This window comes from Ornithinicoccus hortensis (assembly GCF_006716185.1).
Classification (GTDB): domain Bacteria; phylum Actinomycetota; class Actinomycetes; order Actinomycetales; family Dermatophilaceae; genus Ornithinicoccus; species Ornithinicoccus hortensis.
This window is the reverse complement of sequence record NZ_VFOP01000001.1, coordinates 2370634-2396305: the sequence shown is the minus strand read 5'-3', so window position 1 is coordinate 2396305 and position 25672 is coordinate 2370634. Positions and strand designations below refer to the sequence as shown.

Annotated in this window: 17 protein-coding genes; 7 read left to right on the top strand and 10 right to left on the bottom strand. The window is 71.8% G+C overall.

Annotation, left to right across the window (positions count from 1 at the left end; genetic code table 11):
• Positions 1 to 23 precede the first annotated feature (23 nt).
• From tal to pgl, 4 genes are read left to right on the top strand one after another with little or no spacing between them, the layout of a single operon-like run.
• On the top strand, positions 24 to 1157 hold the full coding sequence (gene tal, locus FB467_RS11085; RefSeq protein WP_141785149.1) for a transaldolase: 1134 nt from the start codon (positions 24 to 26) through the stop codon (positions 1155 to 1157).
• On the top strand, positions 1154 to 2785 hold the full coding sequence (locus FB467_RS11080; RefSeq protein WP_141785148.1) for a glucose-6-phosphate isomerase: 1632 nt from the start codon (positions 1154 to 1156) through the stop codon (positions 2783 to 2785). The genes tal and FB467_RS11080 overlap by 4 nt, the downstream gene beginning before the upstream one ends.
• Complete coding sequence (gene zwf, locus FB467_RS11075; RefSeq protein ID WP_141785147.1) at positions 2782 to 4332, top strand: glucose-6-phosphate dehydrogenase; 1551 nt, start codon at positions 2782 to 2784, stop codon at positions 4330 to 4332. Before FB467_RS11080 ends, zwf begins: the two co-directional genes overlap by 4 nt.
• Positions 4329 to 6188, top strand: a complete 1860-nt coding sequence (gene pgl / locus FB467_RS11070) for a 6-phosphogluconolactonase (RefSeq protein ID WP_141785146.1) — start codon at positions 4329 to 4331, stop codon at positions 6186 to 6188. Before zwf ends, pgl begins: the two co-directional genes overlap by 4 nt.
• Before the next feature lie 48 nt (positions 6189 to 6236).
• Here the strand turns inward: pgl and FB467_RS11065 are convergent, their stop codons facing one another.
• The 10 genes from FB467_RS11065 to uvrA all read right to left on the bottom strand — a co-directional run bounded on the left by FB467_RS11065 (position 6237) and on the right by uvrA (position 18021).
• The gene (locus FB467_RS11065; protein ID WP_141785145.1) at positions 6237 to 6605 is read right to left on the bottom strand and encodes an RNA polymerase-binding protein RbpA; all 369 of its coding nucleotides are present in this window, start codon (positions 6603 to 6605) and stop codon (positions 6237 to 6239) included.
• 101 nt (positions 6606 to 6706) lie between these two features.
• Positions 6707 to 6949: a preprotein translocase subunit SecG gene (gene secG, locus FB467_RS11060; RefSeq protein WP_141785144.1), complete on the bottom strand. Its 243-nt coding sequence runs from the start codon at positions 6947 to 6949 to the stop codon at positions 6707 to 6709.
• A 112-nt stretch (positions 6950 to 7061) separates the two neighbouring features.
• Complete coding sequence (gene tpiA / locus FB467_RS11055) at positions 7062 to 7859, bottom strand: triose-phosphate isomerase (RefSeq protein WP_141785143.1); 798 nt, start codon at positions 7857 to 7859, stop codon at positions 7062 to 7064.
• Positions 7860 to 7938: 79 nt separating this feature from the next.
• Entirely contained in the window at positions 7939 to 9141 is a 1203-nt protein-coding gene (locus FB467_RS11050) for a phosphoglycerate kinase (protein WP_141785142.1), read from the bottom strand.
• Positions 9142 to 9160: 19 nt separating this feature from the next.
• Entirely contained in the window at positions 9161 to 10165 is a 1005-nt protein-coding gene (gap, locus tag FB467_RS11045) for a type I glyceraldehyde-3-phosphate dehydrogenase (protein WP_141785141.1), read from the bottom strand.
• A 74-nt stretch (positions 10166 to 10239) separates the two neighbouring features.
• Complete coding sequence (gene whiA, locus FB467_RS11040) at positions 10240 to 11220, bottom strand: DNA-binding protein WhiA (protein ID WP_141785140.1); 981 nt, start codon at positions 11218 to 11220, stop codon at positions 10240 to 10242.
• 40 nt (positions 11221 to 11260) lie between these two features.
• The gene (locus FB467_RS11035) at positions 11261 to 12211 is read right to left on the bottom strand and encodes a gluconeogenesis factor YvcK family protein (RefSeq protein ID WP_141786616.1); all 951 of its coding nucleotides are present in this window, start codon (positions 12209 to 12211) and stop codon (positions 11261 to 11263) included.
• 11 nt (positions 12212 to 12222) lie between these two features.
• Positions 12223 to 13122 carry an RNase adapter RapZ gene (gene rapZ, locus FB467_RS11030; protein ID WP_141785139.1) on the bottom strand — a complete coding sequence of 300 codons (900 nt, stop codon included), beginning with the start codon at positions 13120 to 13122 and terminating at the stop codon, positions 12223 to 12225.
• 9 nt (positions 13123 to 13131) lie between these two features.
• Entirely contained in the window at positions 13132 to 15048 is a 1917-nt protein-coding gene (gene uvrC, locus FB467_RS11025) for an excinuclease ABC subunit UvrC (protein ID WP_141785138.1), read from the bottom strand.
• 24 nt (positions 15049 to 15072) lie between these two features.
• Positions 15073 to 18021: an excinuclease ABC subunit UvrA gene (gene uvrA / locus FB467_RS11020; protein ID WP_141785137.1), complete on the bottom strand. Its 2949-nt coding sequence runs from the start codon at positions 18019 to 18021 to the stop codon at positions 15073 to 15075.
• 211 nt (positions 18022 to 18232) lie between these two features.
• On the opposite strand from uvrA, the gene gltB reads away from it, so the two are divergent.
• The 3 genes from gltB (at position 18233) to FB467_RS11005 (ending at position 25653) form a co-directional block, all read left to right on the top strand.
• Positions 18233 to 22807: a glutamate synthase large subunit gene (gene gltB / locus FB467_RS11015; protein ID WP_141785136.1), complete on the top strand. Its 4575-nt coding sequence runs from the start codon at positions 18233 to 18235 to the stop codon at positions 22805 to 22807.
• A complete protein-coding gene (locus FB467_RS11010; protein WP_141785135.1) occupies positions 22800 to 24260 on the top strand; it encodes a glutamate synthase subunit beta in 1461 nt (486 codons plus the stop codon). The genes gltB and FB467_RS11010 overlap by 8 nt, the downstream gene beginning before the upstream one ends.
• A gap of 241 nt (positions 24261 to 24501) precedes the next feature.
• Entirely contained in the window at positions 24502 to 25653 is a 1152-nt protein-coding gene (locus FB467_RS11005; RefSeq protein WP_141785134.1) for an endonuclease/exonuclease/phosphatase family protein, read from the top strand.
• Positions 25654 to 25672: the final 19 nt, after the last annotated feature.

The window sequence follows — 25672 nt, the reverse complement described above, 5'->3', positions numbered from 1 at the left end:
ACGAGATACGGAAGAAGAGACCGATGACCGAACAGCAGACCACGAACCCACTCGCCGACCTGTCCGAGGCAGGCGTCTCCATCTGGCTCGACGACCTCAACCGTTCGATGATCACCGACGGCGGGCTCCAGTCCCTCATCGATGACCTGTATGTCGTCGGGGTCACCACCAACCCGACGATCTTCGCCAACGCCCTCTCCCAGGGCGAGGCCTACACCGACCAGGTCAAGGAGCTGGCCGCGACCGGGACCGACGTGGACGCCACCGTCTTCGCGCTGACCACCACCGACGTGCGCAACGCCTGCGACATCATGCGGCCGGTCTACGACCGCACCAACGGGGTCGACGGGCGGGTCTCGATCGAGGTCGAGCCGAAGCTTGCGGCGGACACCGCCGGCACCGTCGAGATGGCCAAGAAGCTCTGGGCCGAGATCGACCGGCCCAACCTGTTCATCAAGATCCCGGCAACGGTGGAGGGCCTGCCCGCGATCAGCCAGACCCTGGCCGAGGGGATCAGCGTCAACGTGACCCTGATCTTCTCCCTGGACCGCTACCGCGGGGTGATGAATGCCTTCCTCACCGGCCTGGAGCAGGCGCGGCAGAACGGGCACGACCTGTCCACGATCCACTCGGTCGCCTCCTTCTTCGTGTCCCGGGTGGACACCGAGATCGACGGCCAGCTGGACGCCCTGGGCACCGACGAGGCGACGGCGCTCAAGGGCAAGGCCGGCGTGGCCAACGCCCGGCTGGCCTACCAGGCCTACGAGGAGGTCTTCAGCACCCCCCGCTGGCAGAACCTGGCCGACGACGGGGCGCACGCCCAGCGTCCGCTGTGGGCCTCGACCGGCGTGAAGAACCCGGACTACCCCGACACCCTCTACGTCACCGAGCTGGTCGCCCCCAACACGGTCAACACGATGCCCCGCAAGACGCTCGACGCGACCGCGGACCACGGCCAGGTGACCGGCGACGCGGTGACCGGGCACTACGACGACGCCCAGCAGGTGTTGGAGAGCCTGGAGAAGGTCGGGGTCTCCTACGCCCAGGTCGTGGAGACGCTGGAGGTCGAGGGCCTGGACAAGTTCGAGAAGTCCTGGGACGAGCTCCTGGCCGACGTGCAGCAGGAGTTGGACAGGTTCGCCGGGGACGCCAAGTGAACGCCCTGTCCCTCCAACTGTCCGGCGCCGCCGCCGACGCGGCCGAGCGCGTGGTCCCGGGACTGGTCGAGGACTCCTTCGCCTCCCGCCTCTTCCAGCAGGACGCTACCCTCTGGGGCCCGGCCGCCGAGGACGAGGCCGGCAAGCGGCTGTCCTGGGTGGGTCTGCACCGGAGCTCGCGGCCCCTGGTCGGCGAGGTGGCGGCACTGCGGGAGGAGCTGCGGGGACGCGGCGTCGACCGCATCGTGCTGTGCGGGATGGGCGGCTCCTCGTTGGCCCCCGAGGTGATCTGCGCGACGGCCGGCGTCGACCTGGTAGTGCTCGACTCCTCCGACCCGGACATGGTCCGGGCGGCCGTCGAGGAGGGCCTGGACCGCACGGCCGTCGTGGTGTCCTCCAAGTCCGGGTCCACGGTGGAGACCGACAGCCAGCGGCGCGCCTTCATCGGTGCCTTCACCGACGCCGGCATCGACCCGACCGAGCGGATCGTCATCGTCACCGACCCGGGTAGCCCGCTGGACCAGCAGTCCCGCGCCGACGGCTACCGGGTGGTGAACGCCGACCCGGCGGTCGGCGGGCGGTACTCCGCGCTCACCGCGTTCGGCCTGGTCCCCTCGGGCCTGGCCGGGGCCGACATCGCCGGACTACTCGACGAGGCCGAGGAGATCGCCGACCTGCTCGCCGAGGACGACCGCAGCAACCCGGGGCTGACCCTGGGGGCCGCCCTGGCCGGGGCGACCCCGCTCCGGGACAAGGTGCTGCTCGTCGACCAGGGCTCGGGCATCGTCGGGTTCCCCGACTGGGCCGAACAGCTGATCGCCGAGAGCACCGGCAAGGAGGGCACCGGGCTGCTCCCGGTCGTGGCGGACGCCGGCTCCGAGGCGGTCCTCGGGGCGGCGGACGACGTCACGGTCGTGCACCTGGCCGCCGACGCGGACGAGGACGAGGAGCCAGCGTCGGCCGGCGCGGCAGCGTCCCTGGTCCGGGTCAGCGGCCCGTTGGGCGCGCAGCTGCTGCTCTGGGAGGTCGCTACCGCGGTCGCCGGGAGGGTGCTCGGGATCAACCCGTTCGACCAGCCCGACGTGGAGAGCGCCAAGCAGGCCGCACGCGAGGTGATGGCCTCCGGGGGCGGCGGTTCCGACGTACCCCTGGCGGTCGACGGCGCCGTCGAGATCCGGGCCGCCAACCTCGACCCGGCCACGGTCGGCGACGACGTCACCACCGCGGTCAAGGCGCTGCTCGACACACTGGACCGCGACGCGGGCTACCTGGCGGTCATGGTCTACCTGGACCGACTCAGCCACGCCGACCTGGCCGACGTCGCCGGCCCGCTGACCGAGACGTTGCACCGCCCGGTCACCTTCGGCTGGGGACCCCGCTTCCTGCACAGCACCGGCCAGTTCCACAAGGGTGGCCCGCCGGTGGGGGTCTACCTGCAGGTCACCGGCACGGCCGCCGCGGACTACCCGGTGCCCGGCAAGGACTACACCTTCGGCTCCTTCATCGCGGCCCAGGCCGCCGGGGACGCCCAGGTGCTGGCCGGTCACGGCCGCCCGGTGCTGCGACTCCACCTCACCGACCAGGCCGCCGGACTGGCCCAGCTCCGCCAGGCCCTGGGCACGCCGTGAGCCCGGGTCCGGCACCGGTCACCGCCGAGCACAACCCGCTGCGTCACCCCGACGACAAGCGGCTGCCCCGGATCGCCGGGCCCTGCAGCATGGTGATGTTCGGCGTGACCGGCGACCTGGCACGCAAGAAGCTGATGCCGGCCATCTACGACCTGGCCAACCGGGGTCTGTTGCCACCCGGGTTCTCCCTGGTCGGCTTCGCGCGGCGGGACTGGGCCGACCAGGACTTCAGCAAGGTGGTCCACGACTCGGTCCGGGAGCACGCGCGAACCCCGTTCCGCGAAGAGGTCTGGCGCAGCCTCGCGGAGGGGTTCCGCTTCGTTCCCGGGGCGTTCGACGACCCCGATGCCTTCCAGCTGCTCGCCCGGACCGTGCGCAAGCTGGACGACGAGCGCGGCACGGGCGGCAACCACGCGTTCTACCTGTCCATCCCGCCGGACTGGTTCGCCCCGGTCTGCGAGCAGCTGAAGGCGTCCGGGTTGAGCGACCCGCAACCGGGCACCTGGCGGCGGGTCGTCATCGAGAAGCCGTTCGGTCACAACCTGGAGAGTGCGCAGGAGCTCAACGAGATCGTCGAGTCGGTCTTCCCGGCGGATTCGATCTTCCGGATCGACCACTACCTGGGCAAGGAGACGGTGCAGAACATCCTGGCGTTGCGCTTCTCCAACCAGTTGTTCGAGCCAATCTGGAACGCCAACTACGTCGACCACGTGCAGATCACGATGGCCGAGGACATCGGGATCGGCGGCCGCGCCGGATACTACGACGACGTCGGGGCCGCACGGGACGTCATCCAGAACCACCTGCTCCAACTGCTCGCGCTCACCGCGATGGAGGAGCCGGTGTCCTTCACTGCACGCGGAGTGCGGACCGAGAAGGAAAAGGTGCTCGCGTCGCTGCGGCTGCCCGAGGACCTGGCCACCGCCACCAGCCGGGCACAGTACGTGGCCGGCTGGCAGGGCGGGGAACCGGTCGTCGGCTACCTCGACGAGGATGGTGTCGCCCAGGCCTCCCGCACCGAGACGTATGCCGCACTCAAGCTCGAAGTGGACACCCGGCGGTGGGCGGGGGTCCCCTTCTACCTACGCACCGGGAAGCGCTTGGGCAAGCGGGTCACCGAGATCGCCGTGGTCTTCAAGCGGGCCCCACACCTGCCGTTTTCCAGCACCTCCACCGAGGAACTGGGCAAGAACGCCGTCGTCATCCGGGTCCAGCCGGACGAGGGCGTCACCATGCGGTTCGGATCCAAGGTGCCCGGCACCCAGATGGAGGTACGCGACGTCACGATGGACTTCGGCTACGGCGCCTCCTTCACCGAGTCCAGCCCGGAGGCCTACGAGCGGCTGATCCTGGACGTCCTGCTGGGCGATCCGCCGCTGTTCCCGCGGCACGAAGAGGTCGAGCTGTCCTGGCAGATCCTGGACCCCGTCATCGACTACTGGTCGCGCACCAGGACGCCCCCACAGACCTACCCGGCGGGCACCTGGGGTCCGCCGGAGGCGGACGAGATGATGCGCCGAGACGGCCGTGAGTGGAGGCTCCCGTGATCATCGACCTGCCCAGCACCTCCGCCAAGGAGGTCAGCAAGAAGCTGCTGCAGCTGCGCAACGACGTCGGGGCGATGGCGATGGGCCGCGTCCTGACCCTGCTCGTGGTCACCGACGACACCGGCTCCGACGAGGCGATCAGGGCGGCCAACGACGCCACCCGGCAGCACCCGGCCCGGATCATCGTCGTGGTCCGCGCCAACCGCCGCGGCGCTAACCGGTTGGACGCCCAGGTGCGCGTCGGCGGCGACGCCGGGGCCAGCGAGATCGTGGTGCTGCGCCTCTACGGGGAACTGGCCGACCAGGCGGCGTCGGTGGTCACCGCGCTGCTGCTGCCCGACTCCCCCATCGTCGGCTGGTGGCCGCACGACCCGCCCCACGACGTTGCCGGCAGCCCCCTCGGGCAGATCGCGCACCGCCGGATCACGGATGCTTCCGGGTGTGCGAAGCCACGCACCGAGCTCCGCCGACGGGCCAAGCACTACCAGCCGGGCGACACCGACCTGTCCTGGACCCGGCTCACCCGCTGGCGCGGGCTGCTCGCCGCGACGCTGGACCAGCCCCCCTACGAGGACGTCACGGCCGCGACGGTGTCCGGGGACGCGGACAGCCCGAGCACAGACCTGATGGCCGGGTGGCTCGCCGACGCGCTGCAGGTCCCGGTGAAGGTGGCACGCACCGCCGCCGGCACCGGACTGGTGGCCGTGCGCCTGGAACGGGCCAGCGGCCCGGTGGACCTGGTCGCCACCAGGGCAGGGTCCGCCGAGCAGGTCGGGACGCTGAGCCAGGCCGGCCAGCCCACCCGGCAGGTGCCGTTGCCCGACTCCACGCTGCCGGAACTGCTGGCGGCCGAGTTGCGCCGGCTCGACGCGGACGAGGTCTACGCCTCGGCGGTGCGGGACGGCATACCCCGGGTCGGCAGGTCCACCACGACGCACAGCGAGGCCGTCCGCAAGGGCAAGGCACCCGAGGAGCCGGCCGAACTGGCCGAGACCCACCACCCCGAACTGTCCACCAAGGCCCTCGAGGGGGCGCCGGCCCCCTCGGAGCGGGTCGAGGGGACGGCGCTGGACGAGCGGATCCACCAGGGGCTGGCCGAGTTCGCCCGCGGCAGCGTGCGGATCGCCGAGGACACCCCGTCGGTGGCCGCGGCGGTGGCCACCGCGGTGGACGCCGTGGTGCAGCGCGCCGTGGCCGAGCGTGGCGTGGCCCACCTGGTGGTCACGGGCGGTTCGCTCGGCACCGCCACGGTCGGGGCGTTGGCCGACCTGTCGCCCGACCCGCAGACCTGGGAACACGTGCACGTGTGGTGGGGCGACGAACGCTTCGTCCCCGAGGGCGACCCCGACCGGAACGTGCAGCAGGCGGTCGATGCCGGGCTGGACCGGTTGCCGCTCGCCCCCGGTCACGTGCACGCGGTCCCCGCCGGCGCCGACGAGGCGGACCTGCCGCAGGCAGCCGTCAGCTACGCCGCCACCCTGGCCGAGCACGCCCCCGAGGGGGCCTCCGTGCCGGTGCCGGAGTTCGACGTGCTGCTGCTCGGGGTCGGCCCGGACTCGCACGTCGCCTCGCTCTTCCCGGGCCGCGAGGAACTGCTGGTCACCGACCGGACGACGGTCCCGGTCACCGACTCCCCCAAGCCCCCGCCGCTGCGCGTCTCGTTGACCGTCCCGGCGATCCGGAGGGCCAAGCGGGTGTGGTTCACGGTGGCGGGCGCGGACAAGGCGGACGCGGTGCGGGCCGCGCGCGCCGAGCGGGAGGACCCCCAGGTGCCCGCCTCCTGGCCGCAGGGGACGCTGGAGACGGTCTGGTGGGTGGACCGGGCCGTCGCGGACGGGGCCGGCATCGAGGGCTGACCGCCCTCCCCCGGCGGGCGCCGAGGGTGGGTCAGGTCGATCGGCCGGTCAGTCGCCGGCCCGTGGGCCCTTCCCGATGCCCCGCCCGCGCATCGCCTTCAGCGCCTCGTCGAGCAACTCGGCCCCCGCCTGCTCGGAGCGGCGTTCCTTCACGTAGGCCAGGTGCGTCTTGTACGGCTCGGTCCGCGGCGCCTCCGGCGGGTTCTCGCGGTCCTGACCGGCCGGCAGGCCGCACCGCGGGCAGTCCCATTCCGCGGGGACCTCCAGCGCGTCGTCGTGGGCGAAGCTCGGCGTGGTCTCGTGCCCGTTGGCGCACCAGTAGGTCACGGTGACGCGGGGCGCGGTCTCCCCGCGCTCGGCCTCCCCCATCGGGCCGGCTCCGACCCGGCGTCCTCGGATGGCATTCGTCCCAACCACCGTCGCTCCTCACGTCACAGGGGTATGTGGGAGCACAGTACCCCACTGACCAGCAGGTTTCGAGGGAGGACGCCCGACCGGGCGGGTCCGGGCAGGACGCGTCAGGCGAACCGGATGAGCAGGCCGATGCCGGTGACCGCGGTGACCCAGATGACGGACACGGCGATGGTGATCCGGTTCAGGTTGCGCTCGGCCACGGACGACCCGCCCAGGCTGCTGGACATGCCCCCGCCGAACATGTCGGACATGCCGCCACCGCGACCCTTGTGCATGAGGATCAGCAGCACCAGGAAGATGCTGCTCAGGGCCAGCAGCACATCGAGGAAGATCCGGACAACGGTCACTACAACACCTTACGTTGGGGGCTGGATCGAGGAACGAGCGCAGAGAACAGGGTAACCCACGCGGCACCCGGGACCGGCCAGCACGGGCCGACCGGTCGGGAGGGAAGGAGACTCAGCCCTGTCCCCCGTGGTGCGAGCGGTACCGGCAGATGGAGCTGAAGTCGTCCACCTCGATCGAGGCGCCGCCCACGAGGGCGCCGTCGACGTCCTCCTCGGCCATGATCGCCGCGACGTTGCCGGGCTTGACCGAGCCGCCGTAGAGGATGCGGACCCCGTCGGCCGTGTCCCCGGTCGTCAGCTCGGCCAGCCGGGTGCGGATCGCCCCGCAGACCTCCTGCGCGTCCGCCGGGGTCGCCACCTCGCCGGTGCCGATCGCCCAGACCGGTTCGTAGGCGACCACGACCTGTGCGACCTCCTCGGCCGTCAGGCCGTCGAGGGCGGCGTCCAGCTGGGCGAGCACGTGCGCGACCTGTTCGCCGGCCTGGCGCACCTCCAGGGCCTCGCCCACGCACAGGATCGGGCTCAGCCCGTGGCGCAGCGCGGCCCTGACCTTCGCCGCCACCACGGCATCGTCCTCGCCGTGCAGCGCGCGGCGTTCGCTGTGCCCGACGACCACGTAGGTGCAGCCCAGCTTGGCCAGGAACGCCCCGGAGATCTCCCCGGTGTAGGCGCCCGCGTCGTGCTGGGACAGGTCCTGCCCGCCGAACCGGATCGCCAGCTTGTCGCCCTGGATGATCGTCTGCACCGACCGCAGGTCGGTGAACGGCGGCAGCACCGCCACCTCCACGGCGGCGAAGTCGTGCTTGCCGTCGCGCAGGCTCCAGTCCAGCTTCTGCACCAGGTGGGTGGCCTGGAGGTGGTCCAGGTTCATCTTCCAGTTGCCCGCCAGCAGCGGGATGCGCTCGGCCATCGTGCCTCGGTCCTCGTATGTCGTGGGTCGGGTGGGAATCGTGGGTCGGGCTCCCGCGGGGACGGTACGCCCGGCGTGGTCAGTCCTGCAGCACCGCCAGGCCCGGCAGCTCCTTGCCCTCCAGGAACTCCAGGGAGGCCCCGCCGCCGGTCGAGATGTGGCCGAAGTCCTCCTCGGCGAACCCGAGCTGGCGGACCGCGGCGGCGCTGTCGCCACCCCCGACGACGGTCAGCGCCCCGCCGGAGGTGATGTCCCGCAGGGCGCGGGCCAGGGTCGTGGTGCCCTCCGCGTAGGGCGCCATCTCGAAGGCACCCATGGGGCCGTTCCAGAAGACGGTCTTCGCGTCGGCGAGCCGCTCGGCGAAGGCCGCCGCGGAGTCCGGCCCGATGTCCAGCCCCATCCGGTCGGCGGGGATGGCGTCGACCGGGACGACCTCGTGGTCGGCGTCGGCGGAGAACTCGGTGGCGGCCACCACGTCGGTCGGCAGCACGATCTCCACCCCGCGCTCCCGGGCCGTCTCCAGGTAGCCGCGCACGGTGTCGACCTGGTCGGCCTCGAGCAGGCTCTTGCCGACCTCGTGACCCTGCGCCTTCAGGAAGGTGAACACCATGCCGCCACCCACTAGGATCCGGTCGGCGGTGCCGAGCAGGTTCTCGATCACGCCGAGCTTGTCGCTGACCTTCGCCCCACCCAGAACCACGGCATACGGGCGGGCCGGGTCCTGGGTGAGGCGGGTGAGGACCTCTACCTCGGCGGTGACGAGGCCACCGGCCGCGTGCGGCAGCCGCTGGGCGATGTCGTAGACACTGGCCTGCGCCCGGTGCACGACACCGAACCCGTCGCTGACGAAGACGTCGGCCAGGGTGGCCAGCTCGTCGGCGAAGGCGCCGCGCTCCGCGTCGTCCTTGGCGGTCTCCCCGGGGTTGAACCGGAGGTTCTCCAGGAGCAGCACCTGGCCGTCCTGGAGCGCCGAGGCCATGTCCCGCGCGGAAGGACCGACGGTGTCCTCCGCGAAGGCCACGGGTGACCCGAGCAGCTCGGCCAGCCGGGTGGCGACGGGACGCAGCGAGTACTTCGCCTCCGGCGCCCCCTTCGGACGACCCAGGTGGGCGCACACGATCACCCGGGCGCCGGCGTCGGCCAGCGCCCGGACGGTCGGAACGGAGGCCCGCACCCGCCCGTCGTCGGTGATCGCACCGGCGTCGTCCAGCGGGACGTTCAGGTCGCTGCGGACCAGCACCCGCTTGCCGCGCAGGTCACCCAGGTCCTCGACGGTCTTCATCGCGACGTGGCCTCCGGGTTCAGAGGGAGGCGCCGACGAGCGCGGTGAGGTCGACCAGCCGGTTGGAGTAGCCCCACTCGTTGTCGTACCACCCGACGACCTTGACCTGGTTGCCGATGACCTTGGTCAGGCCCGCGTCGAAGATGCAGGAGGCCGGGTCGGTCTCGATGTCCTTGGACACGATCGGGTCCTCGGTGTAGCGCAGGATCCCCTGCAGCGGCCCCTCGGCAGCCGCCTTGATCGCGGCGTTGACCTCCTCGACGGTGGTCTCGCGGGAGGCCTCGAAGGTCAGGTCGGTGGCCGAGCCCGTGGGCACCGGCACGCGCAGGGCGTAGCCGTCCAGCTTGCCGACCAGGTCCGGCAGCACCAGGCCGATGGCCTTGGCCGCGCCGGTGGAGGTGGGCACGATGTTCAGCGCGGCGGCGCGGGCCCGGCGCAGGTCCTTGTGCGGCCCGTCCTGCAGGTTCTGGTCCGCGGTGTAGGCGTGGATGGTGGTCATCAGGCCCTTGACGATGGTGAACTCCTCGTGGAGCACCTTGGCCATCGGCCCGAGGCAGTTCGTGGTGCACGAGGCGTTGGAGATGATGTGGTGCTTGGCCGGGTCGTAGTCGCCGTCGTTGACGCCGAGCACCACCGTGAGGTCCTCGTTCTTGCCGGGCGCGGAGATGATCACCTTCTTGGCGCCGCCGTCGATGTGCGCCTTGGCCTTGGTGGCGTCGGTGAAGATGCCGGTGGACTCCACGACCACGTCGGCCCCGAGGTCGCCCCAGGGCAGCGCGGCCGGGTCCTTCTCGGCGAACGCCTTGAAGGTCTGGCCGCCGACGCTGATCTCGTCCTCGGACGAGGTGACCTCCTCGTCCAGGCGACCCAGGATCGAGTCGTACTTGAGCAGGTGCGCCAGCGTGGCGTTGTCGGTCAGGTCGTTGACGCCCACGATCTGGACGTCGGCGCCCGAGGCCAGGACGGCCCTGGCGAAGTTGCGGCCGATCCGGCCGAAGCCGTTGATACCAACACGAACGGTCATGGTTGCCTCCCGTGGCAGGGTGCGGCCGGCGGCCGCGCGGTTGGGGACGTCTTGGTCCAAACCTAGGGGATGGATCAGTCGTCGAACATCTCTGGGGTCAGGTTGGCGTCGGTGCCCTCGATCCCGAGGTCCTCGGCGCGGCGGTCGGCCATGGCCAGCAGCCGCCGGATGCGCCCGGCCACCGCGTCCTTGGTCATCGGCGGGTCGGCCAGCTGTCCCAGCTCCTCGAGGCTGGCCTGCTTGTGCTCGACCCGCAACATCCCGGCGACCCGCAGGTGCTCCGGGACGTCCGTATCCAGGATCTCCAGGGCCCGCTCCACCCGGGCCCCGGCGGCCACCGCGGCCCTGGCCGACCGGCGCAGGTTGGCGTCGTCGAAGTTGGCCAGCCGGTTGGCGGTGGCGCGCACCTCGCGGCGCATCCGGCGCTCCTCCCAGGCCAGCACCGCATCGTGGGCGCCCAGCCGGGTCAGCATCGCCCCGATCGCGTCGCCGTCCCGGATCACCACGCGGTCCACGCCGCGCACCTCCCGGGCCTTCGCCGCGATGCCCAGCCGCCGCGCGGCCCCCACCAGCGCCAACGCGGACTCCGCGCCGGGGCAGGTGATCTCCAGGGCCGAGGACCGACCGGGCTCGGTGATCGAGCCGTGCGCCAGGAAGGCCCCGCGCCAGGCCGCCTCGGCGTCACACACCGAGGCGCCCACGATCCGCGGCGGCAGCCCCCGCACCGGTCGGCCGCGGTGGTCGATCAGGCCGGTCTGCCGGGCCAGCGCCTCCCCGTCGGAGGTGGCGCGCACGACATACCGGGTGCCCTTGCGCAACCCCCCGGGGCTCATCACCACCAGTTCGCTGGTCGCGCCGTAGACCTCCCCCATGAAGGCCCGCAGCCGGCGTGCGGCCTGCGCCGTGTCGACCTCCGCCTCGATGACGATCCGGCCCCCGATGATGTGCAGGCCACCGGCGAAGCGCAGGATCGTGGAGACCTCGGCCTTGCGGCAGCAGGTCTTGGTGACCGGCAGCCGGCTCAGTTCGTCCTTGACCTTGGCGGTCATCGCCATCGCGGACATCCTCCCGTTGCGTGTGCGGCTCTGTGCTGGCTCAGCCACCCAGGATCACGTCCCGGTAGGCCGCGGCCAGGCGCAGGGTGTCGTGCTGGTCCCTGGTGCGCATCTTGCGGACCGGGGCCACCATCAGTTCGGCTCCCACCCCCGCGGCCACCTCGCGCAGCACCTCGTCGTCCGACCGGACCACCGTGGGGTCCACCACGACGTAGTCCAGTTGGAGGTCGGGGGCGTGCGCCGACAGCACCTCCAGGTGCTCGGCGGCGGAGAAGCCGTGTGTCTCGTCGTCGTCGGTGCCCACGTTCAGGGTCAGGATACGGCGGGCCGGGCTGTCCACCAGGGCGCGCTGGAGGTCCGGGACCAACAGATGGGGCATCACGGAAGTGAACCACGAACCGGGACCGAGGATCACCCAGTCGGCGAGCTTGATCGCCTCCACGGCCTCCGGGGCCGCCGGCGGGTCCTCCGGGAGCAGGCGGACGCTGAGCACCCGACCGGGCGTCTTGGCCACGGTGGACTGGCCGCGGACCACCGTGTGCGCGTCCGGGTCGTCCGGGTCCAGGCCCGCGACCGTGGCCTCGATGTCCAGCGGGATCGAGGACGCGGGCAGCACCCTGCCGCGGGTGTTCAGCAACCGCCCCACCAGGTCCAGGCCACGGACCGGGTCGTCGTCCAGCAGCTCCCACAGGCCCATGATCAGCAGGTTGCCGATCGGGTGGCCGGCCAGCCCGGACGTCCCGGAGAGCCGGTGCTGCAGCACGGCACTCCACTGGTGGCCCCACGCCGTGTCCTCGCAGAGGGCGGCCAGCGCCATCCGCAGGTCGCCCGGCGGCAGGATGTCGAACTCGCGGCGCAACCGGCCGCTGGACCCGCCGTCGTCGGCGACCGTCACGACGGCGGTGATCGCCTCGGTGATGTGCCGCAGCGCCTGCAGCGAGGCCGAGAGGCCGTGCCCTCCACCCATGGCGACCACCCGTGGCGGCCCCATGCGTCCGGGGCTCACTCTCGCCCCAGGTCGCGGTGGATCGAGGTGATCGCGACCCCCTCGGGGACGTTCATCCGCGCCACCAGCGCCTCGGAGATCGCGACCGAGCGGTGCTTGCCGCCGGTGCAGCCGACGGCGATCGTCACGTAGCGCCGGCCCTCGGCCAGGTAGCCGGCGGTCGCGATGTCCAGCATCCGCCCGGCCGCCTCGACGAACTCCTCGGCGCCGGGCCGGGACAGAACGAAGTCGCGCACCCGCCGGTCCTTGCCGTTGTAGGGCCGCAGTTCGGGGTCCCAGTAGGGGTTGGGCAGGAAGCGCAGGTCGAAGACGATGTCGGCGTCCAGCGGGATGCCGTACTTGAAGCCGAAGGACAGCACGACCAGGCGCAGCCGCACGCTGGCGTCAGCGTTCAGGAGGTCGTCCACCTTGGCGGTGAGCTGGTGCACGTTGTAGCCGGTTGTGTCCACCACCACGTCGGCCATCGACCGGATGTCGCCGAGCACCTCGCGCTCCTGCTGGATGCCGTCCAGCAGCAGCCCGTCACCCTGCAGCGGGTGCGGCCGGCGGACCGACTCGAACCGGCGGACCAGTGCCTCGTCGGTGCTGTCGACGAAGACGATCCGCGGCGACCACCCGCGGTCGCGCAGCTCCCCCACGGTCGACTGCAGCTGGGTGGAGAAGTCCCGGCTCCGGGCGTCGACCACGGCGGCCACCCGCTGCCCCCGGCGGTCCTCCCCGATCAGCTCCACCAGCGGCAGCAGCATCTTCAGCGGCAGGTTGTCCACGACATACCACCCGCGGTCCTCCAGGAGGTTGGCCGCCGTGGTGCGGCCCGCCCCGCTCATCCCGGTGAGCAGCACGAATTGGTGATCGTCGCCGGTCGCGTCGGCGACCGCCGTCTCCGCCTGGTCCATCCGCCCTCCTCAGTCGAGCACTTCGCCTGTGGTCAGGTTAACGGCGGGCGTCGCCTTCTCCGAGTCCGCGAGCAATCTGGTCAGGATCGCCTCCGCGACGGCGGGCCCGATCCCGGGCACGGACTGCAGGTCGGCGGGGCTCGCCTCCCGGATCCGTTTCACCGAGCCGAAGGTGCGCAGCAGCGCCTTGCGGCGGGCCGGGCCGAGCCCGGGGATGCCGTCGAGCTGGCTGGCCGTCATGCTCTTGGACCGGCGCTGCCGGTGGAAGGTGTTGGCGAACCGGTGCGCCTCGTCGCGCACCCGCTGCAGCAGGTAGAGACCCTCGCTGGTGCGGGGCAGCACGACCGGGAAGTCCTGTCCCGGCAGCCACACCTCCTCCAACCGCTTGGCCAGCCCGATGACCGTGACGTCGCTGATCCCCACCTCGCTCATCGCCGCCTGGGCCGCGTTGACCTGGGGCAGTCCCCCGTCGACGACCACGACGTTGGGCGGGTAGGCGAACCGGGCCGGTCGCCCGTCCTCGCCGGTCCGCTCCCGCGGCTCGGTGAGGTGCCGGAACCGGCGGGTGAGCACCTCGTGCATGGCGGCGGTGTCGTCGGTCACGCCCTCGCGCACGATGAACCGGCGGTACTCGGACTTGCGGGGCAGCCCGTCCTCGAAGACGACCATCGACCCGACGACGTCGGTGCCCTGCACGTGGCTGATGTCGAAGGACTCGATCCGCAGCGGGGCCTCCTCCAGCTCCAGCACGTCCTGCAGCTCCTGCAGCGCCTGGCTGCGGAGGGTCAGGTCACCGGACCGGGCCACCTTGTGCCGGGCCAACGACTGCTGTGCGTTGCGGGCCACCGTCTCCAGGAGCGTCTTCTTCGGTCCGCGCTGCGGCACCCGCAGGTCCACCCGGGCGCCCCGCAGACCGGTGAGCCAGGCCGACAGGTTGTCCACTCCGCCCGGCAGCAGGGGCACCAGGACCTCGCGCGGGACCGCCTCGGGCGACTCCCCGCCATACACCTGCTGCAACAGATGCTCCATCACCTCGGCGGTCTGTTCGGCGCCCTTCTCGCTCACCCAGCCGCGCTGTCCCCGGACCCGTCCGCCGCGGACGTGGAAGACCTGCACCGCGACCTCCAGCTCGTCCTCGGCGAGGGCGAAGACGTCGGCGTCGGTGGCGTCCGGCAGCACCACCGCCGACTTCTCCAACGCCTTCTGCATGGCCGCGATGTCGTCCCGCAGCCGGGCCGCCTGCTCGAAGTCCAGCTCCTTGCTGGCCGCCCGCATCCGTTGCTCCAGGCGCCGCACGAAGCGCCCGGTGTCCCCCGCCATGAAGTCGCAGAACTCCTCGGCGATCGCCCGGTGCTCCTCCGCGGTGACCGTCCCGACGCAGGGCGCCGAGCACTTGTCGATGTAGCCCAGCAGGCACGGCCGACCGACCTGCCCGGCCCGCCGGAACACCCCCTTGCTGCAGGTGCGCAGGGGGAACACCCGCAGCAACAGGTCGAGCGTCTCCCGGATGGCCCACGCGTGGGCGTAGGGACCGAAGTACCGGGTGCCCGGCTTCTTCGCCCCGCGCATCACTTGGGCCCGCGGAAACTCCTCCCCCATGGTCACCGCGAGGTAGGGGTAGGACTTGTCGTCGCGGTACTTCACGTTGAAGCGCGGGTCGAACTCCTTGATCCAGGAGTACTCCAGCTGCAGCGCCTCGACCTCGTTGCGTACCACCGTCCACTCCACGCTGGCCCCGGTGAGCACCATCGACCGGGTCCGCGGGTGTAGCGCGGCGATGTCCTGGAAGTAGGAGCTGAGCCGGGGGCGCAGCGACTTGGCCTTGCCGACGTAGATCACCCGGCCGTGCTGGTCCCGGAACCGGTAGACCCCGGCGTCGGTGGGGATCTCGCCCGGCTTCGGACGGTATGTCGAGGGGTCAGCCACGGCTCACCGCCGGCCCGCGCGGTCTCACGCCGAGGTGGAGCGCCGGTCGCGGTCCAGCAACGGGGCCAGGAACCGGCCCGTGTAGCTGCCCGGCTGCTCCGCCACCTGCTCCGGGGTCCCCTCGGCCACCACCCGGCCACCGCCGACGCCGCCCTCGGGCCCGAGGTCGATCACCCAGTCGGCGCTCTTGATGACGTCCAGGTTGTGCTCGATGACGATGACCGTGTTGCCCTTGTCGACCAGCCCCTGGAGCACGCCCAGCAGCTTGCGGATGTCCTCGAAGTGCAGACCGGTGGTCGGCTCGTCGAGCACGTAGCTGGTCCGCCCGGACGAGCGCTTCTGCAGTTCCGCGGCGAGCTTGACCCGTTGGGCCTCCCCGCCGGACAGGGTGGGCGCCGGCTGGCCGAGCCGGACGTAGCCCAGCCCGACGTCCACCAGCGTGGTCAGGTGTCGGGCGATGGCCGGCACGGCGGCGAAGAACTCGGCGGCCTCCTCGATCGGCATGTCCAGCACCTCGGCGATGGTGCGGCCCTTGAAGTGCACCTCCAGGGTCTCCCGGTTGTAGCGCGCGCCGTGGCACACCTCGCACGGGACGTAGACGTCCGGCAGGAAGTTCATCTCGATCTTCAGCGTGCCGTCACCGGAGCAGGCCTCGCAGCGCCCGCCCTTGACGTTGAAGGAGAACCGGCCCGGCAGGTAGCCGCGGATCTTGGCCTCGGTCGTCTCGGCGAACAGCCGCCGGATGTGGTCGAACACCCCGGTGTAGGTGGCGGCGTTGCTGCGCGGCGTGCGCCCGATCGGGCTCTGGTCGACGTGCACCACCTTGTCCAGCTCGGCCAGCCCCTCGACCCGGCCGTGCCGTCCCGGCACCCTGCGGGCGCCGTTGAGCTGGTTGGCCATCACCGTGTAGAGGATGTCGTTGACCAGCGTCGACTTGCCGGACCCGGACACCCCGGTCACCGCGACCAGGTTGCCCAGCGGGAACTCGACGGTGACGTTGTCCAGGTTGTTCTCCCGGGCACCCACCACCTTGACGGTGCGGCCGTCCCGGGGGCGGCGCACCGCGGGGGTCTCGATCACCCGGCGCCCGGAGAGGTACTCCCCGGTGAGGGAGTCCGGGTGGGCCAGCAGGTCCTTGACCGTCCCCGAGTGCACCACCTGGCCACCGTGCTCGCCGGCGCCCGGGCCGATGTCGACCACCCAGTCGGCGGCGGCGATGGTGTCCTCGTCGTGTTCCACCACGATCAGCGTGTTGCCCAGGTCGCGCAGCCGGCTCAGCGTCTCGATCAACCGGTGGTTGTCCCGCTGGTGCAGGCCGATCGAGGGCTCGTCCAGCACATAGAGCACCCCCACCAGGCCGGACCCGATCTGGGTGGCCAACCGGATCCGCTGCGCCTCCCCGCCGGAGAGGGTCGCCGCCGGGCGGTTCAGCGCCAGGTAGTCGAGGCCCACGTCGAGCAGGAAGCCGAGCCGGGAGTCGATCTCCTTGATCACCCGCTCGGCGATCTGCTGCTCCCGGTCGGTGAACGCGACCCCGGCGAGGAACTCGCGGCACTGGTCGATCGGCAGCGCACAGACCTCGGCGATGCTGCGCCCGCCCAGCAGGACCGCCAGGATCTCCGGCTTGAGCCGGGCCCCCTTGCAGGTCGGGCAGGGCACCTCGCGCATGTAGGACTCGTAGCGCTCGCGGCTCGAGTCCGAGTCGGTCTCGCCGTGCTTGCGCTTGACGTAGGGGATCACGCCCTCGAAGCCGGTGGAGTAGGACCGCTCCCGGCCGAACCGGTTGCGGTAGCGCACGTGCACCTTGTGCTTGTAGCCCTCCAGGATCGCGTCCCGGGCCCGCCCGGGCAGGGACCGCCACGGGGAGTCCAGCGAGAACTTCAGGTCCTCGCCCAGCCCGCCGAGCACCCGCAGGTAGTAGTCGGTGATGCCGTGCGCGTTGGACCAGGGCGCGATCGCACCCTCCAGGATGCTCCGGTCCGGGTCCTGGATGACCAGCTCGGGGTCGACCTCCAGCTCGACCCCGATCCCGGTGCAGGCCGGGCAGGCACCGAACGGGCTGTTGAACGAGAAGGACCGCGGCTCGATCTCGTCCAGCGCGAGCGGGTGGTCGTTGGGGCAGGCCATCCGCTCGGAGAAGCGGCGCTCGGCGGGGAGGTCCTCGGCGCCCTCCTTCCCGGCGTCCACGAACTCCACGACCAGCATGCCGCCGGCCAGGCCGAGCGCGGTCTCGACCGAGTCGGTGAGCCGGCGCCGCGCCCCGTCGTCGCCCGCGCCCTTGGCGACGAGCCGGTCCACGACGACCTCGATGGTGTGCTTCTTCTGCTTCTCCAGCTCCGGCGGCTCGGTGAGCGCGATCACCTCACCGTCTACCCGGGCCCGGGCGAAGCCCTTGGACTGCAGCTCGGCGAACAGGTCGACGAACTCTCCCTTGCGGGCCCGCACGACCGGGGCCAGCACCTGGAACCGGGTGCGCTCCGGGAGCTCCAGCAGCCGGTCGACGATCTGTTGCGGCGTCTGCCGGGTGACCGGCTCCATGCACACCGGGCAGTGCGGCCGCCCGGCCCGGGCATACAGCAGCCGCAGGTAGTCGTAGACCTCGGTGATGGTCCCCACCGTGGACCGCGGGTTGCGGTTGGTCGACTTCTGGTCGATCGAGACCGCCGGCGACAACCCCTCGATGAAGTCCACGTCCGGCTTGTCCATTTGCCCGAGGAACTGCCGGGCGTAGGCGGACAGCGACTCCACGTAGCGGCGCTGTCCCTCGGCGAAGATGGTGTCGAAGGCGAGCGAGGACTTGCCCGACCCGGACAGGCCGGTAAACACCACGAGCGCATCGCGCGGCACGTCGACCGAGACGTCCTTGAGATTGTGCTCCCGGGCACCCCGGACGATCAACCGATCGTGTCGCGGGCGCCCGAGCACGGCGGGACCGGCGGGGCTGGTTCGGGACTTTGCAGGCACGTACAGCATGGTAGGTCCCGGCACCGACAAGGGCGCGTTCGGCGAGGTGAGGGGCCGGCCGGGCGCCCTCGGGGAGCCCTCGGAGCGGCCCCGGTCACCGGCCACGGTTCCCACGATCTTGGGGATGACCCCCTGTTATCGGTATCATCACGCCACTCGTCGGGTCGACGCCGCCCCGTGCTGCCATCGTGCGCTACGGCGCCCTACCCCGGACGGTGCTATGACGACACTGCCTCCCGGTCCCGCACCCGCCCCACGACAGGGGCTGTACGACAGCGCCCACGAACACGACGCCTGCGGCGTGGCCTTCGTGGCGACCCTCCGGGGCAGCCCCGGGCACGACATCGTGCAGCACGCGCTGACCGCGCTGGAGAACCTCGACCACCGTGGCGCGGTCGGCGCGGAGCCGGACAGCGGGGACGGGGCAGGCATCCTCACCCAGGTCCCGGACGCCTTCTTCCGGGCCGTGCTGCCGGTGGACCTGCCCCCGGCCGGTGCGTATGCCGTGGGGACGGTGTTCCTGCCCGTCGACTCCGACGTGGACCAGGTGGCCGCGGCCGTCGAGCAGGTCGTGCGCGACGCCGGGCTGCGGGTGCTGGCCTGGCGGGACGTGCCGGTCGACCCGGGGCCGCTGGGTCCGATGGCGCGCTCCACGATGCCGGTGATGCGCCAGCTCGTGGTGGACTCCGCCACCGGTGAGTCCGGCGACGACCTGGAGCGCCGCGCCTGGGTGGCCCGCAAGCTGATCGAGCGGACGACCACGGCATACCCGGTGTCGTTGTCCTCCCGGACGATCACCTACAAGGGGATGCTGACCACCACGCAGCTGCCGGCGTTCTTCCCCGACCTGCACGACCCCCGGTTCGAGACCACCCTGGCGGTCGTGCACTCCCGGTTCTCCACGAACACCTTCCCGTCCTGGCCGCTGGCCCACCCCTACCGGTTGATCGCGCACAACGGGGAGATCAACACGGTGCGGGGCAACCGGAACTGGATGAACGCGCGGGAGAGCAACCTGGCCGGTGGCGGCTTCCCCGCCGACCTGACCTCGGTGCTGCCGATCTGCACGCCGGGGGCCAGCGACTCGGCCACCTTCGACGAGGTGCTCGAGCTGCTCCACCTCGGGGGGCGCTCGCTGCCGCACGCGGTGCTGATGATGGTGCCGGAGTCGTGGGAGAACGACGAGCAGATGGACCCGGACCTGCGGGCCTTCTACGAGTTCCACTCCATCCTGATGGAGCCGTGGGACGGGCCGATGAACCTGGTCTTCACCGACGGCACCCAGGTCGGGGGCGTGCTGGACCGCAACGGGCTGCGGCCCTCGCGCTACTGGGTGAGCGACGACGGCCTGGTCGTCCTCGGCTCCGAGTCCGGTGTCCTGCCGATCCCCGAGGCGCGGGTGGTCCGCAAGGGCCGGGTCAAGCCGGGCCGGATGTTCCTGGTGGACACCGCGGCCGGGCAGATCGTCGACGACCGGGCACTGAAGGCCGAGCTGGCCGCCGCCCACCCCTACCGGGCCTGGCTCGACGAGCACCTCGTGCGGCTCGCCGACCTGCCCGAGCGGGCGCACGTGCGCCACACGCACTCGTCGGTGACCCGCCGGCAGCAGATCTTCGGCTACACCGAGGAGGAGCTGCGGGTGCTGCTGGCGCCGATGGCCCAGGGCGGCATGGAGCCGCTGGGCGCGATGGGTTCGGACACCCCGATCGCCGCGCTGTCGGACCGGCCCCGGCTGCTGTTCGACTACTTCGTCCAGGCATTCGCCCAGGTGACGAACCCGCCGCTGGACGCGATCCGCGAGGAGGTGGTGACCTCCCTGGCCTCCTCCACCGGGCCGGAGCTCAACGTGCTCGATGCGACCCCCGAGCACGCCCGCCAGGTGGTCCTGGACTTCCCGGTCATCGACAACGACCAGCTGGCCCAGCTGCGGCACATCAACCTGGAGGGCCAGCACCCCTACCTGTCCCCCGTCGTGGTGCGCGGGCTCTACCGGGTCGACGGGGGCGCGGAGGCCCTGGCCGAGCGCCTCGCTGAGATCTGTGCCCAGGTCTCCGAGGCGGTCGAGCGCGGCGCCTTCTTCGTGGTCCTCTCCGACCGGCACTCCGACCGGGAGCACGCCCCGATCCCCTCGCTGCTGCTCACCAGCGCCGTGCACCACCACCTGGTCCGCGAGCGCTCCCGCACCCGGGTGGGCCTGCTCGTCGAGGCCGGGGACGTGCGGGAGGTGCACCACGTCGCGACCCTGGTGTCGTATGGCGCGGCGGCGGTCAACCCCTACCTGGCGATGGAGTCGGTGGAGGACCTGTGCCGCTCCGGGCGGCAGCTGGACGGCCTTGACCCCGACCTCGCCATCGGCAACCTCATCAAGGCGCTCGGCAAGGGCGTCCTGAAGGTGATGAGCAAGATGGGCATCTCCACCGTGTCCTCCTACCGGGGTGCGCAGACCTTCGAGGCCGTGGGCCTGGCCCAGGACCTGGTCGACACCTGGTTCACCGGCACCTCCAGCCAACTGGGCGGGGCCGACCTGGCGGTGATCGCCGAGGAGGTGGCCCGACGCCACGCCGTCGCCTACCCGCTGTCCGGCATCTCGCCATACCACCGGGACCTCGAGATCGGCGGGGAGTACCAGTGGCGTCGGGAGGGACCGCCCCACCTGTTCAACCCCGAGACCGTGTTCCGCCTGCAGCACTCCACCCGCACGGGGCGCTACGACATCTTCCGGCAGTACACCGACCTGGTCGACGACCAGTCCGAGCAGCTGATGACGCTGCGGGGGCTGCTGGAGCTGCGGCCGGACCGCGAGCCGGTGCCCCTGGAGGAGGTCGAGCCGGTCTCCGCCATCGTCGCCCGGTTCTCCACCGGGGCGATGAGCTACGGCTCCATCTCCCGGGAGGCGCACGAGACCCTGGCGATCGCGATGAACCGGCTGGGCGGACGGTCCAACACCGGTGAGGGCGGCGAGGACGTGGACCGGCTGCTGGACCCCGAGCGCCGCTCGGCCATCAAGCAGGTGGCCTCCGGCCGGTTCGGGGTGACCAGTGCCTACCTGGTCCACGCCGACGACCTCCAGATCAAGGTGGCCCAGGGCGCCAAGCCGGGCGAGGGCGGCCAGCTGCCGCCCGGGAAGGTCTATCCGTGGGTCGCCGCGACCCGGCACTCCACCGCCGGCGTCGGGCTGATCTCTCCCCCGCCGCACCACGACATCTACTCCATCGAGGACCTCGCCCAGCTGATCCACGACCTGAAGAACGCCAACCCGCAGGCCCGGGTGCACGTCAAGCTGGTCAGCCAGGTCGGGGTGGGCACCGTGGCCGCGGGCGTCTCCAAGGCGCACGCGGACGTCGTGCTGATCTCCGGGCACGACGGCGGCACCGGCGCCAGCCCGCTGACCTCGCTCAAGCACGCGGGCACCCCGTGGGAGCTGGGGCTGGCCGAGACCCAGCAGACGCTGCTGGCCAACGGGCTGCGCGACCGGATCACGGTGCAGGTCGACGGGCAGCTCAAGACCGGCCGGGACGTCCTGATCGCGGCGCTGCTCGGGGGCGAGGAGTTCGGCTTCGCGACCGCCCCGCTCGTGGTGTCCGGCTGCGTGATGATGCGGGTGTGCCACCTGGACACCTGCCCGGTCGGGGTGGCCACCCAGAACCCCGAGTTGCGCGAGCGCTTCCAGGGCAAGGCCGAGCACGTCGTCACGTTCTTCGAGTTCATCGCCGAGCAGGTGCGCGAGCTCCTGGCCGGCCTGGGCTACCGCTCGCTGGACGAGGTGATCGGCCGGGCCGACCTGCTCGACACCGTGCGCGCGGTGAACCACTGGAAGGCGGACGGGCTGGACCTGACCCCGCTGCTGCACATCCCGGAGCTGCCCGAGGGGGCGTCGCTGCGCCGGACCACCACCCAGGACCACGGCCTGGACCGGGCGCTGGACCACCAGCTCATCGCGGCCGCCGGGCCGGCGCTGACCGACCGGACACCGGTGACCGGGCAGTTCCCGGTCCGCAACGTCAACCGGACGGTTGGCACGATGCTCGGCAACCGGGTCACCCGGGCGGCCGGCCCTGATGGGTTGCCGGACGGCACCATCGACTTCACCCTGACCGGCTCCGCGGGCCAGTCCTTCGGGGCTTTCCTGCCGCGCGGGGTCACGCTGCGCCTGGTCGGCGACGCGAACGACTATGTCGGCAAGGGGCTGTCCGGTGGGCGGATCGTGGTCCACCCACCCGGGGACGCCGGCTTCCTGACCGGCGACGGCGCCGAGGCCCAGGTCGTCGCCGGCAACGTCATCGGCTACGGCGCGACCTCCGGTCAGCTCAACCTGCGCGGGGTCGTGGGCGAACGGTTCTGCGTCCGCAACTCCGGCGCGATCGCCGTGGTCGAGGGGGTGGGCGACCACGCACTGGAGTACATGACCGGCGGCACCGTCCTGGTGCTCGGGCCCACCGGGCGCAACCTGGGCGCGGGCATGTCCGGCGGCACGGCATACGTGCTGGACCTGGACCGCACCAAGGTGAACGCCCAGGCCCTGGCGGGCGACCTGCTGCTGCTGGAGGTCGAGCCGGACTCGGCCGAGTCCAGCGCCATCCGGTCGCTGCTCGAGGAACACCTGGAGCTCACCGGCTCCACCGTCGCCCGGGCCCTGCTGGAGGCCGGCGAGCCCGCGTGGGGGTCCCGGTTCAGCCGGGTGACGCCGCGGCAGTACGCGAGCGTGACCCGCATCCGGGAGCAGGTCCGCGAACGCGGCGAGGACCCGGACGGTCCGCACGCCTGGCAACTGATCCTGGAGGAGTCCCGTGGCTGACCCCAAAGGCTTCCTGAAGCACCGCGACCGCGCCGAGCAGCCGTCCCGCCCGGTCCCGATCCGGATCCAGGACTGGCACGAGGTGCACACCGCCCAGGAGGACCGGGTGCTGCGCGGCCAGGCCTCCCGGTGCATGGACTGCGGCATCCCGTTCTGCCACCAGGGCTGCCCGCTGGGCAACCTGATCCCCGAGTGGAACGACCTCACCCGGCGCGGCAACTTCCGCGAGGCCATCGAGCGGTTGCACGCCACCAACAACTTCCCGGAGTTCACCGGGCGGCTCTGTCCGGCGCCCTGCGAGACCGCGTGCGTGCTCGGGATCAGCCAGCCGCCGGTGACCATCAAGCAGGTCGAGGTCTCGATCGTGGACCGGGCCTTCGACAACGGCCTGGTCACCCCCGAGGAGCCGGACTGGCTCAGCGGGAAGACGGTGGCCGTGGTCGGCTCCGGTCCCGCCGGGCTCGCGACCGCCCAGCAGCTGGGCCGCGCCGGCCACACGGTCGTGGTCTACGAGCGCGACGACGCGGTCGGAGGTCTGCTGCGCTACGGCATACCCGAGTTCAAGATGGAGAAGTCGGTGCTGGACCGGCGCCTGGTGCAGCTGCGCGGCGAGGGGATCCGGTTCAAGACCGGGGTCACCGTCGGCGGGGACGGACCGGACGACATGTCCCTGACCGACCTGCAGGAGCGGTTCGACGCGGTCGTGCTCGCCACCGGCTCCACCGTCCCCCGCCCGGTAGGCACCCCCGGCGAACACCTGGCCGGCGTCATGCCCGCGATGGAGTACCTCGTCCCCGCCAACCGCGAGGCGCTCGGGGCCCCGCGCGGCCCCAGCGCGGAGGGTCTCGACGTCGTGATCATCGGCGGTGGCGACACCGGTGCCGACTGCTACGGGACCGCGATCCGGCAGGGTGCCCGCAGCGTGACCCAGCTGGACATCCGCCCGCAACCGCCGTCGGAGCGCCCGGAGCACCACCCGTGGCCGATGTACCCGCTGATCCACCGGGTCGGGGACTCCCACGAGGAGGGCGGCGAGCGCGTCTTCGGGGTGAACACCCTGGAGCTGCACGACGACGGGCACGGCAACGTGAGCGGGGTGCGGGTGGTGGACGGCGAGCGCATCGACCGCAGGTTCGACCCGTATGCCGGGACCGAGCGGGACCTGCCCGCCCAGCTGGTGCTGGTGGCCCTGGGCTTCACCGGCCCGGAGCCGGAGGTCGCCGGCGAGGTCGAGCTGGAGCGCACGGCGCGCGGCACCTTCGCCCGCGACGAGCGGTATGCGACCGCCCACGACGGGCTCTTCGTCACCGGTGACGCCGGTCGCGGCCAGTCGCTGATCGTCTGGGCGATCGCGGAGGGCCGTGCCTGCGCCGCCGCCGTGGACGAGTACCTCACCGGCCGCACCTCCCTGCCCTTCCCAGTCCGCCCCAGCGACCAGCCCATCGCCATCTGACCGGACGTCTCATCTGGCGGCCCCACACCCCCACCGGACGCCTCGTCGGGCGGTTCCCAGGGGGCACCGGACGCGTCGTCTGGCGGCAGGAGAAGGGCACCGGACGCCTCGTCGGGCGGTCCCCAGGCGGCACCGGACGCGTCGTCGGGCGGTCCCCAGGGGGCACCGGACGCGTCACCTGGCGCCAAGAAGCCTGCCGCGGGCCCTGTCGCCCCGGGCCCGCGGTGGGCATGATGGACCCATGGGTACCGTCACGGTCGGAACCTTCAACGTGGAGAACCTGTTCGCCCGACCCAAGGCGTTCGACACCGCTGACTGGACGGTCGGAGAACCGGTGCTCGCGGCATACAGCGAGTTCACCGACCTCAGCGCGAAGACCGTGTATGACGAGGCCGACCGAGCGCGCCTGACGGAGCTGCTCCTGGTGCTGGGGATCTACTACCGCAACACCCACGGGGCGGTGCGGCGGCGGTTCAGCGCCGACCCGCCCTGGGCGTGGCTGCGGAAGAATCGCGGGAGCTTCGACCGCGAGCCCGCCGACCCGACCCAGGACGTCGAGATCGTCGCCACGGGTCGGGGCGACTGGATCGGCTGGGTGGAGCTCGCGACCGCGGTCACCGACGAGACCGGCATCGCGATGACGGCCAAGGTGATCCAGGACATCGACGCGGACATCCTCGCGATCGTCGAGGCAGAGGACCGGCCTTCCCTCCAGCGCTTCAACCGCGAGTTCCTCTCGGGCATGTACCGGCACGTCATGCTCGTCGACGGCAACGACCCCCGCGGCATCGACGTGGGGATCATGACCAAGCCCGGCTTCGAGATCCGCACCATCCGCTCGCACGTGGACCTGGTCGACCCCAGCGGTCAGGTGTTCAGCCGCGACTGCCCCGTCTACCGGGTCATCACGCCGGGCGGTGCCATCCACATCGCCGTCAACCACTTCAAGAGCCAGTCCGGCGGCGGCGGGTCGACCCGTCGGCGGCAGGCCGCGGCGGTGCGGGCGATCGTCGACGAGCTCGTGTATGCCGGAGAGCGGGTCATCGTGCTCGGTGACCTCAACGAGGGGCAGCCCGATGAGCAGACGCCGGCCGAGAACCTGGCGCCGCTGTTCGATCCCGACGGACCGTTGCGCTCGTGCTACGACCACGCGGAGTTCGACGTGGGGCCACGACCGGGGACGTTCGACTCGTGCGGGATCCGAAACCGGCTCGACTACTTGCTGTACTCCACCACCCTCGCCCAGGCATTCCGCTCCGGGACCGTGCACCGCGCCGGACTGTGGGGGCAGCGCAAGACGCGGCCCACCGCGTGGGAGACCTACCCGGAGATGACCGCGAGCATCCACCAGGCCTCCGACCACGCCGCAGTGACCGTGACCTTTGATCTCTGAGTGGCCACCCGGGTTCGGG